Source organism: Rhodococcus sp. 15-2388-1-1a, assembly GCF_002259145.1.
Lineage (GTDB): Bacteria > Actinomycetota > Actinomycetes > Mycobacteriales > Mycobacteriaceae > Rhodococcoides.
The window spans coordinates 128115-152416 of sequence record NZ_NPFP01000001.1; the positions used below are offsets into that span (position 1 = coordinate 128115).

The window sequence follows — 24302 nt, forward strand, 5'->3', positions numbered from 1 at the left end:
CGTCACGGCGGCGACGAGGTCCGCGATCTGCGGGTCCCGTGGGGCCTTCGGCCGTCCTGGCGGCAGATCGCCAGCGCAAACGAAGAGGTGAACGAACTTAAAGTCAGGCTGGACTGTTTGTTGTTTTCGCGCTACTGTGCAAAGTGTGACTACCGACACAGGGCTCGACGATGCAGCTCCAACCGAGCGCCGGACGCAGGCCGAACGCACCGCGGGCACTCGGGCGAAGCTGCTCGACGCCGCGATCGATTGCCTGGTCGAACTCGGCTTCGCCAAGACCAGCACCCAGGAGATCGCCCGGCGCGCCGGTGTCTCGCGGGGCGCGCAGCTGCACCACTTCCCGACCAAGGAATCCCTGCTGATCGCGGCCGTCGAGCACCTCGTCGATCGGCGTCTCTCGGAGATCCTCGAAGCCGAACCGGACCCCGAGCGAGGGCCCGAGATCCTCGCCGACGCGTTCTCCGGCCCCCTGTTCCACGCCGCGCTCGAGCTCTGGGTGGCGGCCCGTACCGACCCGGCGCTGCACGAGGCGATGATCCCGCTGGAGCGACGCGTCGCCGAGGCCATTCAGGGCGGCGCCCAGATCGTCATGGGTAGCCGGATGTCCCCCGAGTCCATCGAGCTCAGTGTCGAACTCGCCCGCGGACTGGCTGTCTCGGCGCTGTTCCGTACTCCCGAAGCCGACGCGCAACTGCGCGGGCGGCTCCTTCCCGTCTGGTCCGAAAAGGTGATGGATTCGTGAACGCAACGCTGCCCGCACACAACGCAACACTGCCCGAACAGCTCGATGTACTGGTGGTCGGAGCCGGTTTCGCGGGCCTGGCCGCGGTGTCGAAGATCCTCGCCGACGATCCGAGCGCCGACGTGACGGTGATCGAACGCGCCTCCGACGTCGGTGGCACGTGGCGTGACAACACCTACCCGGGGTGCGCGTGCGACGTGCCGACCTCGCTGTACTCGTTCTCGTTCGCACCGAGCCCCAAGTGGAGTCATACCTTCGCGCGCCAGCCGGAGCTGTTCGACTACCTGCGTTCGGTGGTGGATCGCCTGAATCTGAACGATCGCATCGTCACGAACTGTGAACTGCAGTCCGCGACCTGGGACGAGGGGAGCAAGCGGTGGTCGGTGCAGACATCACAGGGGTCCGCGAGCGCCAGGGTGTTGGTCGCCGCCACCGGGGCGCTGTCCACTCCGAAGATCCCGGACGTCCCCGGCATCGACACGTTCACCGGCACCGTGTTCCATTCGGCCACCTGGAATCACGAGCACGACCTGACCGGTGAGCGGGTTGCCGTCATCGGCACCGGGGCGTCGGCGGTGCAGTTCGTCCCCGAGATCGTCGACCGCGCCGAGCGGCTCACCGTCTTCCAGCGCACCCCCGCATGGGTGATTCCGCGCCTCGACCGCACCATCGGCCGGCTCGAGCGCACACTCTACGAGCGAATCCCGTTGGCGCACCGAGCGGTTCGTGGTGTCATCTACGGCTACCGCGAGGCCTACGTGACCGTGTTGGCGGACAACCCGTGGCTGCTGCCCGCCGTGAAGGTGTTCGCGAAGTCGAATCTGAAGCGTCAGGTCAAGAACCCCGTGACACGTGCGGCCCTGACTCCCGACTACGCACCCGGCTGCAAGAGGCTTCTGCTGTCCAACGATTGGCTGCCCACGCTCGACCGGCCGGACGTCGATCTCGTGACGTCGGGGCTGACGTCGGTGACCGAGAACGGCGTCGTCGACGCCTCGGGCCGCAACCACGAGGTGGACACCATCATCTTCGCGACGGGGTTCACCCCCACCGAGCCGCCGGTGTCGCATCTGTTGCGCGGCAACGACGGTCGGACGCTGGCGGAACACTGGGGCGGTAGTCCGCAGGCGCATCTCGGGACCACCGTCGCCGGCTTCCCGAACCTGTTCCTGATGTACGGCCCCAACACCAACCTCGGGCACAGCTCGATCGTGTACATGCTCGAGTCGCAGGCCAACTACGTGGTCTCCGCGCTGAACGAAATGAAGGATCGCCGGATTGCGGCCGTCGAGGTCAACGAATCCGCTCAGCGGCGGCACAATTCGTGGGTCGATTCCGCGCTCGACGGCACCGTCTGGAATGCCGGCGGCTGCTCGAGCTGGTACCTCGACTCCAACGGTCGCAACTCCACGATGTGGCCCACCTACACATTCCGGTTCCGCAACAAGACGCGCGAGTTCGACGTGTCGAACTATCGGCTCGTCTCCGACGCTCTCGACTCAGACAACGAGGTGGTATCCGCATGAGCGACTACGACGTATTGATCATCGGCTCCGGTTTCGGCGGCAGTGTCGCCGCGTTGCGGGCAGTCGAGAAGGGCTACCGGGTGGCGGTTCTCGAGTCCGGCCGCCGATTCGAGGACGACGAGCTGCCGAAGACCAGCTGGCGTCTGCGCAAGTACCTGTGGGCTCCGGCGCTGGGTTGCTATGGGGTGCAGCGTATTCACCTGCTGCCCGATGTGCTGGTGATGGCGGGAGCCGGCGTTGGCGGAGGTTCGCTGAACTACGCGAACACGCTGTACCAACCCCCGGCCAAGTTCTTCGAGGACCCGCAGTGGGGTTCGATCACCGATTGGCAGCGCGAGCTGAATCCGTACTACGACCAGGCCCGCCGGATGCTCGGCGTCGAGACCAACCCGACCATCACCGCCTCGGACAAGGTGATGAAAGAAGTGGCCGAGGACATGGGTGTGGGGGACACGTTCACCTCGACCCCGGTGGGCGTCTACTTCGGCGATCGCGGCAAGACTGCACCCGACCCGTTCTTCGGCGGTGCCGGGCCCGAGCGCACCGGCTGCACCGAATGCGGAGCGTGCATGACCGGCTGCCGCGTCGGTGCGAAGAACACACTCGTCAAGAACTACCTGTACCTCGCCGAACACGCAGGCGCACATGTTCTTCCGTTGACCACAGTCGTGGACGTGCGCCCGAACGGCGGTGGCTACGACGTGGTGACGCGTCGGACCGGTGGAAAGCTGCGTCGCAAGGAGAAGACGATCACCGCGGATCAGGTGATCTTCTCGGCCGGCACCTACGGCACCCAGAAGCTGATGCTGGCGGCCAAGGAGAAGGGCTCGCTGCCGCGCCTCTCGGAGCGGATCGGTTCGCTCGTGCGCACCAACTCCGAGGCCGTGCTCGCGGCGACCGCCCGCGGCCGTGAGGTCGACTACCACGAGGGCGTGGCGATCACGTCGTCGTTCCATCCGGACGATCACACGCACATCGAGCCGGTGCGATACGGCAAGGGCAGCAACGCCATCGGCCTGCTGCAGACCGTGCTCAGCGACGGCGGCGGCAAGATGCCGCGCGTACTCAAGACTCTCGGTGTCGCGCTGCGTCACCCCGGCGCTGCGGTACGGAGCCTGTCGGTGCATCGTTGGTCGGAGCGAACCGTCATCGCGCTGGTGATGCAGACCGACGACAACTCGCTCGAGCTCGGATCGAAGAAGGGACCGTTCGGGCGCCGCCTCACCAGCAGGCCCGGCGCAGGTGATCCACCACCGCAGTGGATTCCGCAGGGGCACGAGGCCATTCGCCTGCTCGCGGACAAGATCGGCGGTGACCCGGGCGGATCGATCGCCGAGATCGTCAACATTCCGATGACCGCGCACTTCCTCGGTGGCTGCGCCATCGGCGACTCGCCGCAGACCGGCGTGATCGACGGGTACCAGCGGGTCTACGGCTACGAGGGACTGCACGTGCTCGACGGTTCTGCCGTCAGCGCCAACCTCGGCGTCAATCCGTCCCTGACGATCACGGCCCAGGCCGAGCGCGCAATGGCGTTGTGGCCCAACAAAGGTGAGCCCGATCGACGACCTACGGTGGGCACGGAGTATCAGGAGATCACACCCACTCAGCCCGTGCATCCGGTTGTGCCGGTGTCGGCCCCGGGTGCCCTGCGGCTCCCCCTGACCGTCGTGGGGAGGGATTCCTGATGTGGAGTGTCACCGAATCCGAAACCGAGCGCACCGACTGGCCGGTCAGTCCGGCAGCGCCGTGGCCGGCGAACGTACGCGCCACGATCTGGTGGCATCGGGCCCGGTCGTCGGATTTCGCACCGAGCGGTGCCAAGACGCTGCCGATCACGATGTGCATGGTCGTCGACTACACCACGTCGCCGGTCGGTCCGTACCGCGAGATCCTGGCGAGCCCGGCGCTGCGCCGGGACGTCGGACGCGTTCCTCGGATGGCGGTACCGTTCATCGCCGTCGATTCCGCGACGTCGGTGCACGGCGGCCGGACCAACTGGCACCTGCCCAAGGTGCTGGCCGAATTCGAGGGCGACGTGCTGGGCGAGGCCGGGGCGAGTGGCGACGAATGGTCGGTGCGGACGACGTCCCGCGCCGTGGGACCGCAGTTCCCGATGCTCGGCTCCCTCGGTTTCGCGCAGCCGGTGTCCGGCGGCTCGGCCATCGCCACCGCAAGTCTGAAGGGCAGAGCCAGGGTGGCCCGCGTCGAGGTGGACGCGAAAGGCCCGACGCTCAGTCGCTGGATGCCGTCGGGCACGTATTTCGGGTTGCAGATCGTGTCGGGGTCGATGCGGACGGGTGAAGCGCGCCTGGTCGGGTAGCCGCAGGCCGCTTTTCTTGACTTAGTCCAGATTAGGGGCATACTGGAGTGCATGCAGCTCACCGAACGCGTCGACCCCGCAGCGCAGTTGCGCTCGGCCGGTCTGCGCGTCACCGGACCCCGAGTTGCAGTCCTGAATGCGGTCACAGCCCGACCGCATTCGGACGCCGACGACATCGCTGCCGCCGTCCGTGCGGACGGTGGTTCGGTGTCGACTCAAGCCGTCTACGACGTGCTCAGGGCCTGCGTCGACGCAGGTCTGCTACGTCGCATCGAACCTGCCGGTTCGGCCGCGCTGTACGAGAGCAGGACGGCGGACAACCACCATCACCTCGTGTGCCGAGAGTGCCACGGCGTAGTCGACGTCGACTGTGTCGTCGGGGCTCCGCCGTGTCTCGTCCCCGAGAACACCCATGGATTTGTCGTCGACGAAGCCGAGATCGTCTTCTGGGGTTTGTGCGGCGACTGCACGAGGCATTCCGTCTGACACTGCGGTCCAGCGTACGGCCGCTCGGTTTCACAGATCTTTCGAAGAGCAGCCCTCTTCGGATTCGATTCAGCCCTTCAGGAGGCTTCGTATGACCAAGCCGATCACCAACAAACCGACCACCAGCAACTCGGGAATCCCCGTCCCCAGTGACGATCAGTCGCTGACCGCCGGAACGCAGGGACCGATTCTTCTGCACGACCACTACCTCATCGAGAAGATGGCGCAGTTCAACCGTGAGCGGGTCCCGGAGCGCGTCGTGCACGCCAAGGGCGCAGGCGCGTTCGGTGAACTCGAGATCACCGGGGACATCAGCAAGTACACCAAGGCGAAGGCGTTGCAGCCCGGCGCCAAGACCGAGATGCTGGCGCGCTTCTCCACCGTCGCGGGCGAGCAGGGCAGCCCCGACACCTGGCGTGACCCGCGTGGCTTCTCGCTGAAGTTCTACACCGAGGAAGGCAACTGGGACCTCGTCGGCAACAACACGCCGATCTTCTTCGTCAAGGACCCGATCAAGTTCCAGGACTTCATCCGCAGCCAGAAGCGCATGCCCGACTCCGGTCTGCGCGACAACAACATGCAGTGGGACTTCTGGACCCTCTCGCCCGAGTCGGCACACCAGGTGACGTGGCTCATGGGTGACCGCGGTATCCCCAAGTCGTTCCGCCACATGGACGGCTTCGGTTCGCACACCTACCAGCTCATCGCCGAGGACGGCACGAAGACCTGGGTCAAGTTCCACTTCAAGACCGACCAGGGTATCGACTTCCTGACGCAGGACAAGGCGGACGAGGTCGCCGGTACGTCTCCCGACCACCACCGTCAGGACCTCTTCGGATCCATCAAGAACGGTGACTTCCCCAGCTGGACGCTGAAGGTCCAGCTCATGCCGTACGACGAGGCCGAGAATTACAAGTACAACCCGTTCGACCTCACCAAGGTCTGGTCGCAGAAGGACTACCCGTTGATCGAGGTCGGCAAGATGACCTTGAACCGCAACCCGGAGAACTTCTTCGCGCAGATCGAGCAGAGCTCGTTCGAGCCGTCCAACACCGTGCCCGGCATCGGCTTCAGCCCCGACAAGATGCTGCTCGGACGCGTCTTCTCCTACGCCGACGCGCACCGGTACCGCATCGGAGCGAACTACGCGCAGCTGCCGGTCAACGCCCCGAAGTCCGAGGTCAACTCGTACTCCAAGGACGGCAACATGCGGTACTCGTTCAACTCCCCGGAGACGCCCGTCTACGCGCCGAACTCGTTCGGCGGCCCGTCGGCGGACACGAACAAGTACGGCGACGACGGCGCGTGGGACTTCGAGCCCCGTTTCGTGCGCACCGGATACATCGAGCACCCCGAGGACGGTGACTTCGTACAAGCAGGAGCCCTGGTCCGCGAGGTCATGGACGACGCGCAGCGCGAGCGTCTCGTCGGGAACATCGTCGGACACGTGCTCAACGGCGTCAGCGAGCCCGTCCTGAGCCGGGTGTTCGAGTACTGGACCAACGTCGATGCAGAGCTCGGCAAGAAGGTCGAGGAAGGTGTTCGGTCACAGCAGGACGAGACCGCACCGACCACGGGTGCAGGCGCGATCGACGATCCTTCCGACGAGGCCGCGAAGGTCTGATCCGATCGATCCTGGGATCGGCGTCACAGCGATGATGGCGTCGATCCGGAACAACGCGTGGCCACATGCCGTTGTGTAGTACAGACGAAAGAACAATAATGGTGTGCGATGCATACCGTCGTCCAACGGCAGGGAGGCCACATCATGACGAACCCCATCACCAGCACCCTCGACGCAGGTCAGCAGAAGATCGCCGGCGATGCGCTTCAGGGAACCGTGGTCGATCTCATCGACCTCTCGCTCATCGCCAAGCAGGCGCACTGGAACGTGATCGGCAAGAACTTCCGGTCGGTGCACCTCGAGCTCGACGAGTTGGTCACGGCCGCACGTGAATTCACCGATCAGGCAGCCGAGCGCGCCACCGCTATCGGGGTCAGCCCCGACGGCCGCGCAGCCACCGTCTCCTCGACGGCAGGCACCAAGGGCTTCGGTGCCGGATGGACTCAGGACAGCGAGGTCGTGCCTGCCGTCGTCGACAACCTCGCTGCGGTCGTCGAGCGTCTTCGCGGACGCATCGCCGACACCGGCGAAGCCGATCCGGTGACGCAGGACCTGCTCATCGGCATCACAGCTCGGCTCGAGCAGTTGCACTGGATGTGGCAGGCCCAGGCCAGCTGACCTTTCTTCGCTCCGACAGGCCCCTCGCACGCAGCGGGGGGCCTGTTGTTTGCCTGCACCACCCCCGGGTATCCGATGTTCATGCCTGTTACCGAGCCGAAAGTCGACGCAGTTCTGCTCGACATCGACGGCACCCTCGTCGATTCCAATTACGTGCACGTCGACGCCTGGTCGCGGGCCTTCCGTGATGCCGGCCGCGAAGTGCCTTCCTGGCGCATTCACCGCTGCATCGGGATGGACGGCTCCAAGTTGCTAGAGACGCTCGTAGGATCGTCGGACAGCGCGCTGGCCGGCGAGGCGAAGAAGCTGCACGGCGAGTACTACGCGGCCGCTTCGGCGGATCTCGAAGTGCTCCCGGGTGCCCGTGAATTGTTGGCGGAGTTGAACTCTCGTGGAGTCACCGTGGTGCTGGCCACCTCGGCTCCCGAAAGCGAGCTGTCGACGTTGCGCGACCTGCTCGACGTCGAGGATTCCGTCGCGGTGGTGACGAGCGGCGAGGATGCCGAGGTCGCCAAGCCGGAGCCCGACATCATCGCGGTTGCGCTCGAACGGTCCGGCGTCGGTGCCGACGACGCCGTCATGGTCGGCGACAGTGTCTGGGATATCGAGTCCGCCGGTCGCGCGGGCGTACGCGCCATCGGTGTACGCAGTGGCGGTATCTCGCGTGGTGAGTTGCTCGACGCCGGCGCGGCAGCGGTGTTCGACGACCCGGCGGATCTGCTGGAACACGTCGAGACCAGCCCGATCTTTGATGGAAAGGCAAGTGCTTGAACGAGTTCCGTAAGCCGTGCCCCAGGGTCGACGGTTACGTCCCCATCGAGAGTTACGGAGCCATCGGCGACGGCCGAACTGTGGCGATGATCGCCGACGACGGCCGGATCGACTGGTTTCCGGTGCCCAACCTGGACTCGCCGCCGCCGTTCGCGGCGTTGCTGGACGCCGGGAACGGTGGATACATCGAACTGATGCCGCTGGCAGAGTTCACCGTCCGGCGTGAATTCGTCCCCGGGACAAACGTTCTGAGTACTACGTTCCGCACCGACACCGGATCCGTTCGGATCACCGACTCGTTGAACACCGGGGTCGCCGGGCGTCTTCCGTGGGTGGAGTTGGCCCGCCGCGTCGAGGGGCTCGACGGCACCGTCGAGTTGTCATGGTCCGTGGCACCGGGCACGATGCTCGGCATCGCGTCGCCGTGGGCGTACGACACCGAGCACGGCACCGTTCTGCGGGTCGACGGATTGACCTTGGCGGTGCGGACTCTGGGCATCGAGAACGTGCGCGTGGCGGACCGCGACATCGGTGGGGTGGTCTCCACGCAACCGGGCTCGCGGCACGTGCTGGGCGTCGTGGGGACGGAGAACGAGCCGCTGCCGTTGCCCGATCCGCAACACCTCGACGAGGGTATCGACCGGACCATCGACAACTGGCGCGTCTGGTCCGACGAGTTCTCGTACGAGGGTCCGTGGGCGGAGCATGTGGCTCGCAGCGCGCTGGCGCTGAAACTGTTGCTGCACAGCCCGTCCGGTGCCATTGCCGCCGCCGCGACGACCTCGCTGCCCGAGAACCGGACCGGTGGCAAGAACTGGGACTACCGCTACGCGTGGGTGCGCGACGCCGCGTACACCATCCGTGCGTTGCAACGGTTCGGCCTTCGTGAGGAAATCCATGCTGCGGTGGCGTGGTTGCTGAAGGTGATCCGTGCCAACGACCCGTTGGTCAACGTCTTCTACACCCTCGGCGGTGAATTGCCCGGTGGCACCGAGCAACCCGACGTTCCCGGCTGGCGAGGCATCGGGCCGGTGGTCAACGGCAACGCTGCGGCGGATCAGCTGCAGTTGATGATCTTCGGCGACCTGTTCTCGATCATCCGGCAGTACGTCGACGCCGGGAACATCCTGGACGCGCAGACCGGTCGACTGTTGGCCACCATCGCCGACGAGGCCTGTGATTCGTGGCAGCGCAAGGACGCCGGCATCTGGGAGCTCGAGGACGAACAGCACTACACCAGCTCCAAACTGGGCTGTTGGCAGGCGCTCGACTGCGCGGTGCACCTCGCCGAGGCGGGGGAGATCCCGGGCATACCGGATCGATGGAAGGCCGAGAAGGAACGCATCCGGCACTACATCGAAACCGAGTGTTGGTCGGACGAGCGGCAGGCCTACCTCGCGTACCCGGGTGCCGACGGGCTCGACGCATCCGTGCTGTTGGCCGCCGAGATGGATTTCGATCGTGGAGAACGTCTTTCGTCCACGATCGATGCGCTCGGCGAAGAACTCGGTGCCGGACCGCTGATGTACCGCTACAGCGGGGTATCGAAGGAAGAGGTGACCTTCGTGGCCTGCGCGTTCTGGCGGGTGTCGGCGCTGTCCTGCGTAGGCCGAGACGACGAAGCCACGGCCTTGATGGACCAGTTGGTGGAGCTGTCCAACGACGTCGGGCTGTACAGCGAAATGATCGATGCTTCGGATGGATCGTTTCTGGGTAACTTCCCGCAGGGCTTGAGCCACCTGGCCCTGGTGAATGCGGCGCTGACCATCGCGCGCTCGCACGACGCCACAGCCTGACATGAACCTCTAGCGCAAAGTGGGATCGTATGGATCTGGGAATCGACGGTAGAACCGCGCTGGTGACCGGGGCAGACTCCGGCATCGGCTGGCACACCGCGAAAATGCTGTTGGCCGAGGGGGTTCGGGTCGTCATCAGCGACAAGGATCAGAGCTCCCTCGACGAGGCTGCAGCGCAACTCGCAGCACCGGAGGGGCAATTGTTCGCATTCGCTGCGGACGTGACCGACACCGAGGCCGTCGAGAATCTGGCCGCACGCACGCAGCAGGCCGTGGGCGACATCGACATTCTCGTCCAGTCCTCGGGGGTGACGGGTGCCCAGGGCCTGTTCCACGAAATCGACGAGGAAGGGTGGCGTTCCACCCTCGACATCGACCTGATGGGACCGGTTCGGCTGCTGCGGGCATTTCTGCCTGCACTCCGACGCGGCGGCTGGGGACGCATCGTGTTGCTGACCTCCGAGGACGCGGTGCAGCCGTACGACGACGAATTGCCTTACTGCTCGGCCAAAGCGGGCGTTCTGGCTCTCGCCAAGGGGCTTTCGCGCAGTTATGCGTCGGAGGGATTGCTGGTCAATGCGGTCTCTCCCGCGTTCATCCATACCCCGATGACCGACGCGATGATGGACAAGCGCGCCGAGGAGAAGGGCACCGACCGCGACGGTGCCATCGAGAGCTTCCTCGACGAGGAGCGTCCGTACATGGAGCTCGGACGCCGAGGCGAACCCGAGGAAGTGGCCTCGGTGATCACGTTCCTGTGTTCGGATCGCGCGTCCTTCGTCAACGGATCCAACTACCGAGTCGACGCCGGTTCCGTCGCAACAATTTAGGAGAACAGCATGACCAATTTCGGATACACGTTGATGACCGAGCAGAGCGGCCCGAAGGAGCTGGTGAAGTACGCCGTCGGAGCCGAGAAGGTCGGCTTCGACTTCGAGGTCAGCAGTGACCACTACTCGCCGTGGCTCTCGTCGATGGGTCACTCGCCCTACGCATGGACGACGCTGGGTGCGGTAGCTCAGGCCACCGAACGCGTCGAGTTGATGACGTACGTGACGTGCCCGATCATCCGGTACCACCCGGCCGTCGTCGCGCAGAAGGCCGCCACGCTGCAGATTCTGGCCGACGGACGCTTCACCCTCGGCCTCGGCAGCGGGGAGAACCTCAATGAGCACGTCGTGGGCGAAGGCTGGCCGTCCATCGACAAGCGGCAGGACATGTTCGTCGAGGCGCTCGAGATCATCAGGGCACTGCACGCCGGTGGCTTGGTCACTTACGAGGGCAAGCACTTTCGCGTCGACTCCGCGCGGATCTGGGATCTGCCCGAGGGCGGTGTGCCGATCGGTATCGCCGCCGGCGGCGAGAAGGCCGTCGCTCGGTTCGCGGAGTACGGCGATCACCTCATCGCCACCGAGCCGGACGCCGATCTCGTCAAGGCATGGTCGGACAACCACGAGGGCCCGGCGCGGTCCATCGGCCAGATCCCCATCTCCTGGGATCCGGACAAGGACGCGGCCATCGATCGCGCGCACGATCGCTTCCGTTGGTTCGCCGGCGGCTGGGCCGTCAACGCCGATCTGCCGACGACGGCCGGCTTCGCCGGAGCGACCAAGTTCGTGCGGAAAGAGGATGTGGCCGACACGATCCCGTGCGGACCGGACCTCGACGCGATCGTCGAGGCCGTGAAGCCGTACTGGGAGGCCGGTTACACCGACATCGCCCTCGTACAGGTGGGCGACGAAACCCAGGAGCGGTTCCTCGCCGAGGCTGCAGGCCCGCTGTTGGAGAAACTGCGCGCTGCGTCCAGCTGACCCCCGACTGCTACGAGACCCCGATCGATGACATCGATCGGGTTTCGTCGTCGTGCGGTGGTCCTACGGTGCGAGAGACGACAGATTCTTCGAGATGCTCGACGTCAGTGCCTTGCCGACGATCGCTGCGAATCCGGGGACGGGTGCGTCGAATCCGATCGTGTAGTCGAGTTCGGTGCCGCCCTCGGGGGTGGGGGTGAACTTCTGCACGCCCCAGTGGCCGCGTAGCGGGCCGCCCTTGGTGATGCGGTACTCGATCAGCGAATTGGGCTCGGACGTGATCGTGGTTTCCTCGAACGCGGGCAGCGGCCCGAGTTTGAGGCTGCGGGTGGAGCCGACGCCGTTGCGCGATGTGTCGCCGTCGCGCACGCGGCCGATCTTCGCCAGGAACAGCGGGCCGAGGTTCTCGTGCTCGGACAGTGCCGCGAACACGACCTCGGGGGGAGAGACGAACCGGTGGGTGACGTGGACGCGGGTCGGTGTCGGCATGGGTCGTGAGATCCGTTCGCTGGGGGTCGACAGAGTCGACTCACAGTAGCCGTCCACCGCGCAAAAAAGGGACCCACTCGATCGAATCGAGTGGGTCCCTCTTCGTGGTCCAACTGTCGGGGTGGCGGGATTCGAACCCACGACCTCTTCGTCCCGAACGAAGCGCGCTACCAAGCTGCGCCACACCCCGTGTACCGCTGGAGAAGTCTAACTCACGACTGCCTCGGAACGCGAAACGCCCTCGTCGGAGACGTTTTTCGGACCCATTCTCGGGGCTGGAGTCAGCGTGATCAGAGTTGCCTCGGGCCGGCAGCAGAACCGTGCAGGCGCGTACGGCGACGTTCCGATGCCCGCGGAGACGTGCAGCTGGGTGTGTGCGCCCCACTTGGACGGACCCTTGACCCGTGAACGGTCGATCTCGCAGTTCGTCACCAGAGCGCCGTAGAACGGCAGGCACAGCTGCCCACCGTGCGTGTGACCGGCGAGGACGAGGTCGTAACCGTCCTGGGCGAACTTGTCCAGGACGCGCGGCTCCGGCGAATGCGTGATGCCCAGGCGCAGGTCGGCCAACGGATTCGGCTGGCCGGCGATGGTGTCGTATCGATCGCGCTTCAGGTGGGGATCGTCGACGCCTGCCGACGCGATCCGCACCCCGGCCACCTCGAGTTCGCGACGCACGTGCGTCACGTCGAGCCAGCCCCGTTCGGAGAACGCGGCCCGCAGATCGCGCCACGGCAGCGACTCGCCCGTCGTGCGCTTGTGGTTCTTGTCGAAGTACTTGAACGGGTTCTTCGGCTTGGGCGCGAAGTAGTCGTTGCTACCGAACACGAACAGGCCAGGGCGGGCCAGCAGTGGTCCCAGCGCCTGCACGACGCTCGGAACGGCGCGCTGATGCGAGAGATTGTCCCCGGTGTTGACGACCAGATCGGGGTCGAGGCGGTCCAGTTCACGCAGCCAGTTCTGTTTCATCCGCTGGCCGGGCATCATGTGCAGGTCGCTGATGTGGAGCACGCGCAGCGTCGCCGAACCCGGCTCGAGCACCGCCATCGACGTCTCGCGGAGCGTGAACGCGTTCCGTTCGATGAGGGTGGCGTATCCGATGCCCAGCGCTGCGGCTCCGGCCGTCCCGATCACGGAACTTCTCAGCGGTGACGCTCTGACGACATCTCGCGCCTGCTCTGCGGCGGAGCGAAGTTGCGTGGAGGCACTGCGAAGTTGTGTGGAGGCACTGCGCAGCTGCGTCGAGGTGCTGAGAAACGAGGGACTGAATTGTGCGGACACCTCATCCACGATACGGCAGCAACCGGATATGGACGTGCGAGCCGACGACTGCGCCGCGTAGCGTTTCCGCCATGTCCGAACTCAAGGCTCGCCTCCGTACCGACCTCACCGCAGCGATGAAGGCGAAGGACAAACTCCGCCTGGCAACGCTGCGCATGATTCTCGCCGCCATCCAGACCGAGGAGGTCTCCGGCAAGGAGGCCCACGATCTGACCGACGACGACGTTCTCAAAGTGCTTGCCAAGGAAGCGAAGAAGCGCGGCGAATCGGCCGAGATCTACACCCAGAACGGCCGCGGCGAACTTGCGGCGAACGAGCATGCCGAAGCGCAGATCATCAATGAATACCTGCCCACCCCGCTCACCGACGAGGAACTGGCCACCATCGTCGACACCGCGATCGCGCAGGTCGCCGAGGACCTCGGTGAGCGACCGGCGATGAAGCAGATGGGTCAGGTCATGAAGATCGCGTCGGGACTCGCAGCGGGCAAGGCCGACGGATCGCGACTGTCGAAGGCAGTCAAGGACCGCCTGTAGTGCGCTCCGCGCAGTGGTGCGGTCATGTCCCCTCCAGGGCACTCAACCGCACCACTGCCGCAGGCACTAGCGAGGTGCCGTCAACCCGGGGATCGCTGGAATCTGGATGCCCGGCGGTAGGTCCGGAATCTGGATGTTCGGCAGCGCGGGTGCCGGAGCCGGAGCAGGTCGAACCGAACCGTCACTGACGTAGATCGTGATGTTCGATCCGGGGACCGCCGAGCCCGACGGCGACGTCGACACCACGGTGCCGCGCGCAGCCTGGTCGGCCGTGGTGGCCACCGTCACCTGGAAGCCCGCACCCTGCAGGGTCGAGGTTGCCGACGACTGGCTCTGGCCGGTGACGTCGGGAACCTGGCCGTTGGCCGAGCCGCGGACGTACTTCTGGTCGACGGGTGGCAACGCGACGGGGCCGAAGTTGTTGGCAATCGGGGTCATGGCGTCGAACCACGTCCGCGCCGGCTCGTTACCGCCGTACAGGTTGCCCGAGCTGCAGGGCCGCAGCGGGAACGAGCAGATCTCGCTCGGCGTCGGGGAGTCGCCGTAGGTGTAGACGGCGGCGGCGTAGTTGTTGGTGAACCCGAGGAAGCCCGAGGATCGGTTCGACTCGGTGGTGCCGGTCTTACCGGACATCGGCAAGGTCCAGCCGGCGGAACCGGCGGCGGACGCGGACGTGCCGCCTGCCTGGTCGTCCTTGCTCATCGCGTTCGCAAGGGTGTTCGCCAAGCCGGGCTCGACGACCTGCTCGCAGGCCTGGTGCGCGACCGGAACGGGCTTGCCGTCGCGGTCGAAGATCGAGTCGATCGGGGTGGGCGGGCACCATTTGCCACCGGAGGCGAGCGTGGCAGCCACGTTGGACAGTTCCAGTGGGTTGACCCAGGTGGGCCCGAGGGTGAACGAGCCGAGGTTCTGGTCCTTCTGGAAGTCGGCCATGGACTGTTCGGTCCCCGACGAACCCGGGTCGTTGTAGGAGCGCAGACCGAGGCGCACGGCCATGTCGACGGTCGGCGTGACGCCGACCGATTCGATCAGCTTGACGAACGCGGTGTTGGGAGACTGCGCCAGCGCGTCGGTGATGGACAGCGCAGGTGGGTAGTTGCCCGCGTTCTCGACGCAGTAGGTCGCTGCCGGGCAGTTCCTGGCTCCGCCGTCGCCGACGCCCTTGACCTCGACGCGACGAGGAACCTGCAGCGTCGCGCTGGTACCCAGTCCGCGCTCCATGGCCGCGGCCGTGGTGAAGATCTTGAAGATCGATCCCGCTCCGTTGCCCACGAGGGAGTGCGGTTGCGGTTGCACGGTCTCGTCGTCGTCGGCGTTGAGGCCGTAGGTGCGGCTGCTGCCCATCGCGAGAACTCGGTGCTGGTCCTGCCCGGGTGCGACGACGTTCATGACAGTGGCGACGCCGTCGAGGGTCGGGCTGGTGTTCTCGACCAACGCGGCCTTCGTGGAGTTCTGCACCGCGGGGTCGAGCGTCGTACGGATGAGGTACCCGCCCTTGTCGATCTGCTCCTGGCTGATGCCGGCGTCGGCGAGGTACTGCAGCGCGTAGTCGCAGAAGAATCCGCGGTCACCTGCCGCGATGCAGCCGCGGGGCAGGGTCTGGGGCACGGGCAGCACACCCAGCGGCTCGGACTTGAGTGCCTCGAGCTCCGACGCGCGTTCGGGGAGGTTCTGGATCATCGTGTCGAGCACGGTGTTCCGGCGCTCGAGCACGCCCTCCTCGTTGGTGTACGGGTTGAGCGCCGAGCTGGACTGCACCATGCCCGCGAGCATCGCGGCCTGGACGGCGCTGAGCTGGCTGGCGTCGATGCCGAAGTAGGTCTGGGCCGCGTCCTGGATGCCGAAGGACGCGTTACCGAACGGCACCAGGTTGAGGTACCGGGTGAGGATCTCGTCCTTGGTCAGTTCCTTGTCGAGCGTCAACGCCATCCGGATCTCGCGGATCTTGCGAGCGGGCGTCGTCTCGATGGCCGCGCGGCGCTCGGCGTCGGTCTTGGCCACCACGAGCAGCTGATAGTTCTTCACGTACTGCTGATCGATGGTGGATGCGCCCTGCTCCACCTGCCCGCTGGTGGTGTTGGTCAGGAACGCTCGGAGCGTGCCCTGCCAGTCCACACCCTGGTGCTCGGCGAAGCGGCGGTCCTCGATCGAGACGATGGCGAGCTTCATCTCGTTGGAGATCTGGTCGCTCGGCACTTCGAATCGACGCTGCTCGTACAGCCAGGCGATGGGATTGCCGTTGACGTCCGTCATCGTCGAGACGGCAGGCACTGCGCCTTCGACCAACTCGGCCGAGACGTTGTCGACGGTATCGGCGGCGCGGTTGGAGGCGTACCCGAACCCACCGGCCAAGGGGAACATCACGCCGGCGAGCAATGCACCGGCGAGTGCTGAACATCCGGCGAGCTTCGCCACGGTTTTTCCAACTGACACAGAGCACAGCGTACGTGGGCGCCGCTCGGACCGGCAGAGGCCTGCACGCACTGTGTGCTGCGCCCCTGCTCGGGACGGCCGTACCAGAAATGTGACCCCGCCGTCTTGCATTCGGGGCTCGCTTTACCTAAATTATGAGCACGGTGTGATTCGCATAACACTTGATAATGAATGTGGGGCAGCTCCTAGAATTTGTGCTTCGACACAGAGGTACAAACCGCTTCGAGCCTCCGGGACGTCCAGCGAGGACGTCCGCAACGCAAAGGGGTATCCGCATGCACACGACAACCGCGCCGACGCGACTCGATGTAGAAGAAGCAGAAGCACGCATCGCCTGGGTGTCGCACGCCCGTTGCAAGGGCACTGACCCGGACCAGCTCTTCGTCCGGGGTGCAGCACAGCGCAAGGCTGCAACCATCTGCAGGCACTGCCCGGTGCTGATGCAGTGCGGTGCGGATGCGCTCGACAACCGTGTCGAGTTCGGTGTCTGGGGCGGCATGACGGAACGCCAGCGCAGGGCACTGCTCAAGCAGCACCCCGAGGTCGACTCCTGGTCCGAGTTCTTCGAGACCCAGCGCCAGCAGCAAGCAGCTATCTAGCCGCCTGCCGGGCACGGCCGATTCAGGCTTTGCGGGTCAGCTGATCGGCCACTGCCCGCAGCGCGGCGAGGTCGGAGACCTCGAACGGCAGAGACGGAACACCGACGATGGGCACGCGGGGGTGCGCACCGGTGAAGCGCTTGAGCAACCGCACCTCACGCGCTGCCGTGACGGCACGCTGGGCATGGATCCGGAGGACGGCGGCGGTCAGATCCGCGCCGGGGTCATCGATTCGATCGAGCAGATCGGCTGCCGTCGCGGCGTGATCCGCCTGCACCGTCGACAACGTCGGGTGCGTTCGGTTCACCACCAAACCGGCCAGCGGCATCTTCTCCGCGGACAATCTCTCCACGAAGAACGCCGCCTCGCGCAGTGCGTCGGGTTCTGCGGCAGCGACTACCAGGAAGCTGGTGCCGTCCTCGCGCAACAACTGGTAGGTACGCGTCGCCCGCTCGCGGAAGCCGCCGAACATCGAATCCAGCGATTGAACGAAAGCTGAAGCGTCGGAGAGCATTTGGCTGCCGATGACCGTGGAGACGCCGCGCATGGCCAGACTCATCGCGCTGGTGACCACGCGAGTGATGCCGCGACCGGGAGCGGTGAGCAGCCGGATGAAACGGCCGTCGAGGAACGAGCCGAGTCGCTGCGGTGCATCGAGGAAGTCCAGTGCGTTGCGCGACGGCGGAGTGTCCACCACGATCAGATCCCACGACGAGTCCAGGGACAACTGCCCCAACTTCTCCATCGCCATGTACTCCTGCGTGCCCGAAAACGACGACGCCACAGTCTGATAGAACGGATTGGCCAGTACCTGCTCGGCCTTCTCCGGCGTCGAGTGCTCGATGACCATCTCGTCGAACGTCCGTCGCATGTTCAGCATCATCGCGTGCAGTTCGCCCTTGGCACCGGCACCCAACTTCACCGGCTGCGGGCTGTTGTCGAGATCGCCGAGACCGAGAGCCTGAGCCAGTCGTCGGGCCGGATCGATCGTCAGCACCACCACGCGCCTGCCCTGCTCGGCAGCGCGCAGTGCCATCGCAGCCGCGGTGGTCGTCTTACCGACGCCGCCGGCCCCGCAGACGACGACGATCCGCGAGGTGGGATCGGTGAGAATGCGGTCGACATCGAGTTCGGTTGCTACTGGTCGAGTCATCGGACACCCTGTTCTGCCAGCTTGGCGGCGAGCTCGTACAAGCCGCCGAGATCGACACCGTCCGCCAACATCGGCAACGACATCCGCGCGACGTCGAGTTCGTCGAGCGTGGTTGCGCTCTCCACCTGAGCCGAGAGCGTCGCCGCGTGCTCGATCGATTCGGTGAGCAGCCCCGCGAAGTCCGCCTCGGACAGCGTGATTCCGGTCTTGGCGAGACCGTCCTGGATGGCGACGGCATCGATCTCGCCCTCGGCGATGGCCTCGAGGGACCCGGCAGGAAGGTACGTCGGTTCGGTGCGATTGACGATGACCGTGCCGAGTCTCAGATCTGCCGCCTCGAGCTCACGCACCGCGTCGGCCGTCTCCTGGACCGGCAGAGCCTCGAGCAGAGTCACCAGGTGCACGACGGTGTCGGCCGAGTGCAGCAACCGCACCACGCCCTCGCTCTGCGAACGAACCGGTCCGCCCTTGGCCAGGTCGGCCATGGCCTTGGTGACGTCCAGGAAGTTTCCGATGCGGCCGGTCGGCGGCGAGTCGACGACGATCTCGTCGTAGATGCGGTTGCCCTTCTTGTCGGTCCGCACCACACATTCCTTGACCTTGCCGGTCAGCAGCACATCGCGCAGACCGGGTGCGATGGTCGTCGCGAACTCGATGGCACCGATCTTGCGCATGGCGCGGCCTGCGAAGCCGAGGTTGTAGAACATCTCGAGGTATTCGAGGAAGGCGGTCTCGATGTCGATGGCCAGTGCATAGACCTCGCCGCCGCCGTCCGCCGAGGCGACGCGGGTCTCCTGCGGCGGAAGCTGCGGAACATCGAAGAGCTGGGCGATGCCCTGTCGGCCTTCGACCTCGACCAGCAACACCCGTCGACCGCCTGCCGCGAGCGCAAGCGCCAATGCGGCGGCGACCGTCGTCTTGCCGGTCCCGCCCTTACCGGACACGAAATGCAGCCGCGCGGCATCTGCCTTCGCCGGCCATCCCTCTTCGTTCGCTATACCCACACCCCGACCATATAGACGTCGTCTGCGGGCGTCCGACCGAACTCTCTAACTCTGCCCCGCGTGTCGGCGGAGGTGGTCGACCAACGCCTGTGTGTATGCGTCGAGATCCGGAACTGCGTCGGGACAGGCGACCATCGCGATCGTCACCATGTCGGCGAATCCGAAGAAGCCATGATTGAGACACCGGCCGTCCTCGAGAAATCCGAATCCCGCCGAGAAACGCGCCACGGCACCGCACAGCTCGAGTTCAGCGCGGCCACGGTCGACACTGACAACGGTTGTCTGAGCGCCGACGCGCGACGGAGAGCGGTCATGTTTTCGGAATCGACGGCCTTGCACGAATCGGACGATCGGCGCGGGCACCCGCTCGTCCGCACGCGCGATTCGAAGCAGTGGCGCGGCCGTCACTCGGGCTCGTTCGACTGCGAGCGACCGAGTGATCAGCTCGGCCCGCTTCTCGACATCGGGTTCGCCGACGTGGAGATCGACCGTTCCGACCACAGCTCGATTCGCTGCCGGCCATTCCACGTCACCAGGGAGGACCATCGGCACGAACGCCGTGACGGTGCCTCCGGTCTCGGACAGTGTCCTGTGACCGTCGCCGAGATACCGATCGAGGCACGAGCCGACGGCGCAGAGAGCGGACACCGTCACCGACGCGGCACCCGCGCGGACCTCTCTCGCCTGCATCGGCACGATGCGGACGACTCGGTACGGCCCCACGGCCCGGTTCAGCGACGTGGCCGGCACCGACGGCGGGCCTGGCGGCGTCCCCTGGTAGGCGCGAATCGCTCGACGGGCCTCCCACCGTGATCGAACGAGATCCACCGGTGCCTTGGCCACCGCGCCGAGAACGTCGAGAACGTCGAGAACCGGGTTCGCCCGATCGGGCGTGGTCTCCGGCGACGGTGCCGCACCTGGCGCGGACTGTGGATCGAACAGTGCGCGAACCATCCTCGATACGCCGAGCCCATCGGTCAGGGCGTGCCCGACCTGCAGTATCACCACCGTGACGGCACCCTGCATCAGCGGAGCACTGCCGATTCCACGCACCACGTGCAGGTGCCAGGAGTGTTCTCGGAGGTCGAGCCGAGTGCGGAGCAGGTCGCCCATCAAGGTCTCGAAATCGGCCCAGGGCGCACCGCCGAGATCGTGGTCGGACATCCGTTCGGACAGCGGGGACGTGTCCGGTACCCATCGTGGGTAGTCCAGATTCAGCGGTGCCTCTTTCAGCCGCAGTCCCAGTCCGGGAACGAGAGGTGCACGGGCCTCGATGTGCGCGACGATCTCCTCGAACGAGGGCGCAGCGCGATCGACCGAGTCGAACGCCGTCAGGGAGAACTGGTCTCGAGAATCACCGCGGTCGCGCGCGAAGTGGTAGATGGCGTCCTTGATATCGAGCCGATCCATGCGACGACTGTAGTTCCGGCTCCGCGCCGGCGGACCCGAACGATAGGCTCACCAGTCATGAGCGAAAAGATCATCTGGGAGTACTTCACCGCGCCGGTTCTGATTCACGCCACCAAGCAGATTCTGGACAACTACGGCTCCGAGGGCTGGGAGCTCGTCACGATCATGGCGGGACCCAACGGCGGCGACACGTTGGTCGCGTACTTCAAGCGCCCGAAGGCCTGAGCGCACGTGACGAAGTGGAGCGAACGACTGTCCGAGCTGGGCATCGAGCTACCCGATGTCGTTCCGCCGCTGGCGGCCTACGTCCCGGCGGTGCAGGTGGGCTCTCTCGTCCACACCTCCGGCCAGCTGCCGATCGTGGACGGAAACCTGACGTCCGTGGGCAAGGTCGGTGCCGACGTCACCGCTGAGGACGCGACCGCCGCGGCACGCATCTGCGCCCTGAACGCGCTCGCCGCCGTGCACGCGCTCGTCGGCATCGATTCGGTGGCCCGGGTGATCAAGGCGGTCGGCTTCGTTGCCTCCGCACCGGGATTCACCGGTCAGCCCGGGGTGATCAACGGGGCGTCGAACGTCATCGGTGAGATCTTCGGCGATGCGGGCAAGCATGCGCGCTCGGCCGTGGGTGTCGCCGAACTGCCCCTCGGTGCTTCGGTGGAAGTGGAGCTCATCGTCGAACTGCGCTGACGCGCAGGCGCACATGTCACTGGGGCGCAGCCGCACTGATCACTGGGGCGCAGCCGCACTGATCACTTTCTGTAGGTGCAGGCCTCGGTGTACCGAGCATTCGTGATCGACACCCTTGTCGACCGACTCGAGGAATTCGTCCAGCAGGACGGCGAAGCAGTCGGTCGACGAGGTCGATCGGTCGGTGAGAGTGGCGATGCCGTCGGTGCCGCTCAGCTCGATGCGCATCAGGGACGGCATGATCGGCGTCCGCAGCGAGAGTTGAACGGTGCTCGTTGCGCCGCCCTCGTGCTCGAGAACCACGGTCCAACTGTCCGACGCCACCTCGCGGTGCGAATAGGCAACGCGTGCAATGGTTCCCAGTGCGGCGTCGAGCAGATCGAACACGTGTGGGCCGATGTCGAGGATCGCCCCGTCGTCGTGTCGCCACCGCGAGTTCGCGTACGCCCCACCGAGGACGGCACCGGAGAACCAGGTTCCCGAGCCCGCCGCCCACGGTCGTCCGGCGGCCGCGTCGAGGAATTGCCTTGTCTCCGGGGCGAACCGGAGAGTCAGCGTCACCATCGAGCGCACGCCTGCGGCCGTCACCGCCGAGGCCAGTTCCTCCGCCTCGGCCACTGTTGCGGCAATCGGCTTGTCCAACAACACATGTTTGCCTGCCTGCACCGCGCGCAGTGAGTATCCGGCTTGCACGGCCGGTGGTACCGCGAACGCCACCGTGTCGACGGCGTCGAGCAGGGCTTCGAACGACTCGAATACCGGTGCACCCAGCTCGGCCGCCGCTTCGGGTCTGCGTGCCCATACTCCGGTGAAGTCGACGCCCGGATGAGCGAGCAGCGAGGGGGCTTGAGTCTTGCGAGCCCAGGGGCCCGCTCCGACGAGTCCGATCTTCATGAGTGTCGACGGTAGTCCTCGTGGACATCTCCCGGAGCAGGCGACCTACAGTACTTTCATGGCCGTCTCGAACCCCCAGCATCCCGCGTACGGACTACTCCGGCAGGTGACGCCAACCGCGTCGGTTCTGCTCGCCGACAACCCGGGCAAGATGACGCTCGACGGGACGAACACCTGGATTCTGCAGGGACCGGGGTCGGACGAGTGCATCGTGGTCGATCCGGGGCCGAAGGACCGGGCCCATCTCGACGCCGTCGCCGCGTCGGGCACGGTGGTTCTGACCCTGGTGACCCATCGCCACGCCGATCACACCGGTGGGCTGAAGCGTTTTCATCGAAAGACGGCGGCTCCGGTGCGCGCGGTCGGGGAGAAGTTCCTGCACGGGGACGGCGTGAGCCTGGTCGACGGCGAGATCATCGAGGCGGCGGGGCTTCGGATCGAGGTTCTGCACACGCCCGGTCACACTGCGGATTCGGTGAGTTTCGTGCTGGACGACGCGATCCTGACGGGAGATACCGTCCTGGGCCGCGGCACCACGGTGCTGGACCCGAAGGACGGCTCGCTCGCGGATTATCTGCAGTCGTTGGATCGGCTCGAAGCGGCCGGTGCGGGGAAGAGCGTGCTTCCCGGTCACGGGCCGGAGCTACCGGACACCGCCGAGGTGGCGCGAGCGTATCGCGCCCACCGTCGGCAGCGGCTGGATCAGGTTCGTTCGGCGCTCGCGGAGCTCGGCGAGGACGCGAAACCGATGCAGGTGGTTCGCCACGTCTATTCGGACGTGGACAAGAAGCTGTGGCCGGCTGCGCGGATGTCGGTCAAAACGCAGCTGGCCTACCTCCGGGAGAGCTAGCGAGCTCGGCGTGCCAGACGCTCGGAGTCCGAGATCAGTACGGACTTGCCTTCGAGGCGCAGCCATCCGCGGTGTGCGAAGTCGGCCAGAGCCTTGTTGACGGTTTCGCGAGAGGCACCGACGAGCTGAGCGATCTCTTCCTGCGTCAGGTCGTGGGTGACGCGCAGCGAGCCCGCTTCCTGGGTGCCGAATCGCTGGGCCAGCTGGAGCAGCGCCTTCGCGACACGTCCGGGAACGTCGGTGAAGATGAGGTCGGCCAGGTTGTTGTTGGTGCGACGCAACCGGCGGGCCAGTACGCGCAGCAGCTGCTCGGCGATCTCCGGGCGCTGGTCGATCCAGTCCTTGAGTGCAGCTCGGTCCATGCTGACCGCGCGCACCTCGGTGACCGTGGTGGCCGAGGACGTACGGGGACCGGGATCGAAGATCGACAGCTCACCGAACATGTCCGACGGTCCCATGATCGTCAGCAGGTTCTCGCGGCCGTCGGGGGAGCGTCGCCCGAGCTTGATCTTGCCGGAAACGATGATGTAGAGCCGGTCTCCGGGCTCACCCTCGTTGAACACCACGTGTCCCCGGGGGAAATCGACAGGCTGCAGCTGCTTCGTCAGTGCCGCAACCGCTGAGGGCTCGACTCCTTGGAAGATGCCGGCCCGTGCCAGGACGTCGTCCACTTGCGCTCCTTTTGGGATGTCGGTGACGCGGCAACCCGCACCACCGAAAGCGTTTGTACACAGTTCGTGCCATGCACCGAACTGCGGTGCAGTTCAGGCGTCGACGCCGATCCGATGATCAAACACAACAATTACCTCAGGGGAGTCTACTTCGAGTCGGTGGAAACCGAGTGATCGACGCCACCACAGGTTGCCAGAGGACTCGGGCGTGTGTTCCCGTTCACCCGAAATTCATCGAAATTACGACCAATGGGACAAAACGTGCGCTCAGCTGGCCCGTTGGTCGACCATGCCGTCGCGCGTGTCGACCGTCCGCGGCGGGGTCTGGCGGCGCTTGCGGGTGTTGAATCGGGCCAATGCGTGTGGGAAGCCCTCGTTCGCCAGAGTGGCGACCTCGGACGTGCTCGCCTGATCGAGGAACTCCTGGACTTCCTGCTCCCGGACGCCGAGCTTGCTGAGCCGGAACTCGACGCGTTCCATCGCGAGTGCGAAGAGCATGAGTAGTACCGGAAAGAGCACCACGGCGAGTCCTTGCATACCGGCCAGTTAACACCGAAAAGGTCTCGATACAAACACAGCCCACTCCTGCCGCGAG

General features: G+C 65.8%; 25 protein-coding genes and 1 tRNA gene. 16 read left to right on the forward strand and 10 right to left on the reverse strand.

Going from position 1 to position 24302, the window contains the following annotated elements; translation table 11 throughout:
- Positions 1-136: 136 nt before the first annotated feature.
- The 11 genes from CH302_RS00620 to CH302_RS00670 all read left to right on the forward strand — a co-directional run bounded on the left by CH302_RS00620 (position 137) and on the right by CH302_RS00670 (position 11697).
- The gene (locus CH302_RS00620) at positions 137-742 is read left to right on the forward strand and encodes a TetR/AcrR family transcriptional regulator (protein WP_371828412.1); all 606 of its coding nucleotides are present in this window, start codon (positions 137-139) and stop codon (positions 740-742) included.
- Complete coding sequence (locus tag CH302_RS00625) at positions 739-2268, forward strand: flavin-containing monooxygenase (RefSeq protein WP_230596152.1); 1530 nt, start codon at positions 739-741, stop codon at positions 2266-2268. The genes CH302_RS00620 and CH302_RS00625 overlap by 4 nt, the downstream gene beginning before the upstream one ends.
- Positions 2265-3956 (forward strand): GMC oxidoreductase, encoded by a 1692-nt coding sequence (locus tag CH302_RS00630; protein WP_037187842.1) that lies wholly within the window; start codon positions 2265-2267, stop codon positions 3954-3956. The genes CH302_RS00625 and CH302_RS00630 overlap by 4 nt, the downstream gene beginning before the upstream one ends.
- A complete protein-coding gene (locus CH302_RS00635) occupies positions 3956-4591 on the forward strand; it encodes an acetoacetate decarboxylase family protein (protein ID WP_094632300.1) in 636 nt (211 codons plus the stop codon). The genes CH302_RS00630 and CH302_RS00635 overlap by 1 nt, the downstream gene beginning before the upstream one ends.
- Before the next feature lie 51 nt (positions 4592-4642).
- A complete protein-coding gene (locus tag CH302_RS00640) occupies positions 4643-5077 on the forward strand; it encodes a Fur family transcriptional regulator (RefSeq protein ID WP_037187844.1) in 435 nt (144 codons plus the stop codon).
- Positions 5078-5168: 91 nt separating this feature from the next.
- Positions 5169-6701 carry a catalase gene (locus tag CH302_RS00645; RefSeq protein ID WP_371828413.1) on the forward strand — a complete coding sequence of 511 codons (1533 nt, stop codon included), beginning with the start codon at positions 5169-5171 and terminating at the stop codon, positions 6699-6701.
- A gap of 144 nt (positions 6702-6845) precedes the next feature.
- Positions 6846-7319: a Dps family protein gene (locus CH302_RS00650; protein WP_037188889.1), complete on the forward strand. Its 474-nt coding sequence runs from the start codon at positions 6846-6848 to the stop codon at positions 7317-7319.
- Between the two features lie 75 nt (positions 7320-7394).
- Positions 7395-8090: an HAD family hydrolase gene (locus CH302_RS00655; RefSeq protein ID WP_371828414.1), complete on the forward strand. Its 696-nt coding sequence runs from the start codon at positions 7395-7397 to the stop codon at positions 8088-8090.
- Entirely contained in the window at positions 8087-9886 is a 1800-nt protein-coding gene (locus CH302_RS00660; RefSeq protein WP_037187846.1) for a glycoside hydrolase family 15 protein, read from the forward strand. The genes CH302_RS00655 and CH302_RS00660 overlap by 4 nt, the downstream gene beginning before the upstream one ends.
- Before the next feature lie 29 nt (positions 9887-9915).
- The gene (locus CH302_RS00665) at positions 9916-10716 is read left to right on the forward strand and encodes an SDR family NAD(P)-dependent oxidoreductase (RefSeq protein WP_037187847.1); all 801 of its coding nucleotides are present in this window, start codon (positions 9916-9918) and stop codon (positions 10714-10716) included.
- 9 nt (positions 10717-10725) lie between these two features.
- A complete protein-coding gene (locus tag CH302_RS00670; RefSeq protein ID WP_027494506.1) occupies positions 10726-11697 on the forward strand; it encodes an LLM class F420-dependent oxidoreductase in 972 nt (323 codons plus the stop codon).
- A 63-nt stretch (positions 11698-11760) separates the two neighbouring features.
- Here CH302_RS00670 and CH302_RS00675 read toward each other — a convergent pair whose 3' ends face one another.
- From CH302_RS00675 to CH302_RS00685, 3 genes are all read right to left on the reverse strand, one after another.
- Entirely contained in the window at positions 11761-12186 is a 426-nt protein-coding gene (locus CH302_RS00675) for an SRPBCC family protein (RefSeq protein WP_037188891.1), read from the reverse strand.
- 116 nt (positions 12187-12302) lie between these two features.
- Positions 12303-12376 (reverse strand) — tRNA-Pro (locus CH302_RS00680).
- Between the two features lie 17 nt (positions 12377-12393).
- Positions 12394-13332, reverse strand: coding sequence for a metallophosphoesterase (locus CH302_RS00685; RefSeq protein WP_037188893.1), 939 nt, complete (start codon positions 13330-13332; stop codon positions 12394-12396).
- Between the two features lie 206 nt (positions 13333-13538).
- Between CH302_RS00685 and CH302_RS00690 the strand changes: the two genes are divergently transcribed.
- Positions 13539-14003, forward strand: coding sequence for a GatB/YqeY domain-containing protein (locus CH302_RS00690; RefSeq protein WP_037187848.1), 465 nt, complete (start codon positions 13539-13541; stop codon positions 14001-14003).
- Positions 14004-14069: 66 nt separating this feature from the next.
- Here the strand turns inward: CH302_RS00690 and CH302_RS00695 are convergent, their stop codons facing one another.
- A complete protein-coding gene (locus CH302_RS00695; RefSeq protein WP_037187849.1) occupies positions 14070-16418 on the reverse strand; it encodes a penicillin-binding protein in 2349 nt (782 codons plus the stop codon).
- A 293-nt stretch (positions 16419-16711) separates the two neighbouring features.
- On the opposite strand from CH302_RS00695, the gene CH302_RS00700 reads away from it, so the two are divergent.
- Positions 16712-17035 (forward strand): WhiB family transcriptional regulator, encoded by a 324-nt coding sequence (locus tag CH302_RS00700; protein WP_008712729.1) that lies wholly within the window; start codon positions 16712-16714, stop codon positions 17033-17035.
- A gap of 22 nt (positions 17036-17057) precedes the next feature.
- Here the strand turns inward: CH302_RS00700 and CH302_RS00705 are convergent, their stop codons facing one another.
- The 3 genes from CH302_RS00705 to CH302_RS00715 are packed head-to-tail and all read right to left on the reverse strand — an operon-like array spanning position 17058 to position 20602.
- Positions 17058-18188 carry an ArsA family ATPase gene (locus tag CH302_RS00705; protein WP_037187851.1) on the reverse strand — a complete coding sequence of 377 codons (1131 nt, stop codon included), beginning with the start codon at positions 18186-18188 and terminating at the stop codon, positions 17058-17060.
- A complete protein-coding gene (locus tag CH302_RS00710; protein ID WP_037187853.1) occupies positions 18185-19192 on the reverse strand; it encodes an ArsA family ATPase in 1008 nt (335 codons plus the stop codon). The genes CH302_RS00705 and CH302_RS00710 overlap by 4 nt, the downstream gene beginning before the upstream one ends.
- 45 nt (positions 19193-19237) lie before the next feature.
- Complete coding sequence (locus CH302_RS00715; RefSeq protein WP_052047338.1) at positions 19238-20602, reverse strand: wax ester/triacylglycerol synthase domain-containing protein; 1365 nt, start codon at positions 20600-20602, stop codon at positions 19238-19240.
- Between the two features lie 57 nt (positions 20603-20659).
- Between CH302_RS00715 and CH302_RS00720 the strand changes: the two genes are divergently transcribed.
- Positions 20660-20827, forward strand: coding sequence for a DUF4177 domain-containing protein (locus CH302_RS00720; protein ID WP_094609297.1), 168 nt, complete (start codon positions 20660-20662; stop codon positions 20825-20827).
- 6 nt (positions 20828-20833) lie between these two features.
- Positions 20834-21292 (forward strand): RidA family protein, encoded by a 459-nt coding sequence (locus tag CH302_RS00725; protein WP_037187854.1) that lies wholly within the window; start codon positions 20834-20836, stop codon positions 21290-21292.
- Between the two features lie 39 nt (positions 21293-21331).
- Here CH302_RS00725 and CH302_RS00730 read toward each other — a convergent pair whose 3' ends face one another.
- Positions 21332-22186 carry a Gfo/Idh/MocA family protein gene (locus CH302_RS00730; protein ID WP_037187858.1) on the reverse strand — a complete coding sequence of 285 codons (855 nt, stop codon included), beginning with the start codon at positions 22184-22186 and terminating at the stop codon, positions 21332-21334.
- Positions 22187-22244: 58 nt separating this feature from the next.
- Between CH302_RS00730 and CH302_RS00735 the strand changes: the two genes are divergently transcribed.
- Complete coding sequence (locus CH302_RS00735; protein ID WP_037188897.1) at positions 22245-23036, forward strand: MBL fold metallo-hydrolase; 792 nt, start codon at positions 22245-22247, stop codon at positions 23034-23036.
- Here the strand turns inward: CH302_RS00735 and CH302_RS00740 are convergent.
- Together CH302_RS00740 and CH302_RS00745 are read right to left on the reverse strand one after the other, a co-directional pair.
- Positions 23033-23707 (reverse strand): Crp/Fnr family transcriptional regulator, encoded by a 675-nt coding sequence (locus CH302_RS00740; RefSeq protein WP_027494494.1) that lies wholly within the window; start codon positions 23705-23707, stop codon positions 23033-23035. The genes CH302_RS00735 and CH302_RS00740 overlap by 4 nt on opposite strands.
- A gap of 267 nt (positions 23708-23974) precedes the next feature.
- On the reverse strand, positions 23975-24244 hold the full coding sequence (locus tag CH302_RS00745; protein WP_032395258.1) for a hypothetical protein: 270 nt from the start codon (positions 24242-24244) through the stop codon (positions 23975-23977).
- Positions 24245-24302: the final 58 nt, after the last annotated feature.

What these genes read in the sequence shown, in the direction of transcription:
- CH302_RS00630 (WP_037187842.1), top strand. Translation starts at nt 2,265, where the DNA reads ATGAGCGACTACGACGTATTGATCATCGGCTCCGGTTTCGGCGGCAGT.
- CH302_RS00635 (WP_094632300.1), top strand. Translation starts at nt 3,956, where the DNA reads ATGTGGAGTGTCACCGAATCCGAAACCGAGCGCACCGACTGGCCGGTC.
- CH302_RS00640 (WP_037187844.1), top strand. Translation starts at nt 4,643, where the DNA reads ATGCAGCTCACCGAACGCGTCGACCCCGCAGCGCAGTTGCGCTCGGCC.
- CH302_RS00645 (WP_371828413.1), top strand. Translation starts at nt 5,169, where the DNA reads ATGACCAAGCCGATCACCAACAAACCGACCACCAGCAACTCGGGAATC.
- CH302_RS00650 (WP_037188889.1), top strand. Translation starts at nt 6,846, where the DNA reads ATGACGAACCCCATCACCAGCACCCTCGACGCAGGTCAGCAGAAGATC.
- CH302_RS00655 (WP_371828414.1), top strand. Translation starts at nt 7,395, where the DNA reads ATGTTCATGCCTGTTACCGAGCCGAAAGTCGACGCAGTTCTGCTCGAC.
- CH302_RS00665 (WP_037187847.1), top strand. Translation starts at nt 9,916, where the DNA reads ATGGATCTGGGAATCGACGGTAGAACCGCGCTGGTGACCGGGGCAGAC.
- CH302_RS00670 (WP_027494506.1), top strand. Translation starts at nt 10,726, where the DNA reads ATGACCAATTTCGGATACACGTTGATGACCGAGCAGAGCGGCCCGAAG.
- CH302_RS00675 (WP_037188891.1), bottom strand. Translation starts at nt 12,186, where the DNA reads ATGCCGACACCGACCCGCGTCCACGTCACCCACCGGTTCGTCTCTCCC.
- CH302_RS00690 (WP_037187848.1), top strand. Translation starts at nt 13,539, where the DNA reads ATGTCCGAACTCAAGGCTCGCCTCCGTACCGACCTCACCGCAGCGATG.
- CH302_RS00700 (WP_008712729.1), top strand. Translation starts at nt 16,712, where the DNA reads ATGCACACGACAACCGCGCCGACGCGACTCGATGTAGAAGAAGCAGAA.
- CH302_RS00705 (WP_037187851.1), bottom strand. Translation starts at nt 18,188, where the DNA reads ATGACTCGACCAGTAGCAACCGAACTCGATGTCGACCGCATTCTCACC.
- CH302_RS00715 (WP_052047338.1), bottom strand. Translation starts at nt 20,602, where the DNA reads ATGGATCGGCTCGATATCAAGGACGCCATCTACCACTTCGCGCGCGAC.
- CH302_RS00720 (WP_094609297.1), top strand. Translation starts at nt 20,660, where the DNA reads ATGAGCGAAAAGATCATCTGGGAGTACTTCACCGCGCCGGTTCTGATT.
- CH302_RS00730 (WP_037187858.1), bottom strand. Translation starts at nt 22,186, where the DNA reads ATGAAGATCGGACTCGTCGGAGCGGGCCCCTGGGCTCGCAAGACTCAA.
- CH302_RS00735 (WP_037188897.1), top strand. Translation starts at nt 22,245, where the DNA reads ATGGCCGTCTCGAACCCCCAGCATCCCGCGTACGGACTACTCCGGCAG.
- CH302_RS00745 (WP_032395258.1), bottom strand. Translation starts at nt 24,244, where the DNA reads ATGCAAGGACTCGCCGTGGTGCTCTTTCCGGTACTACTCATGCTCTTC.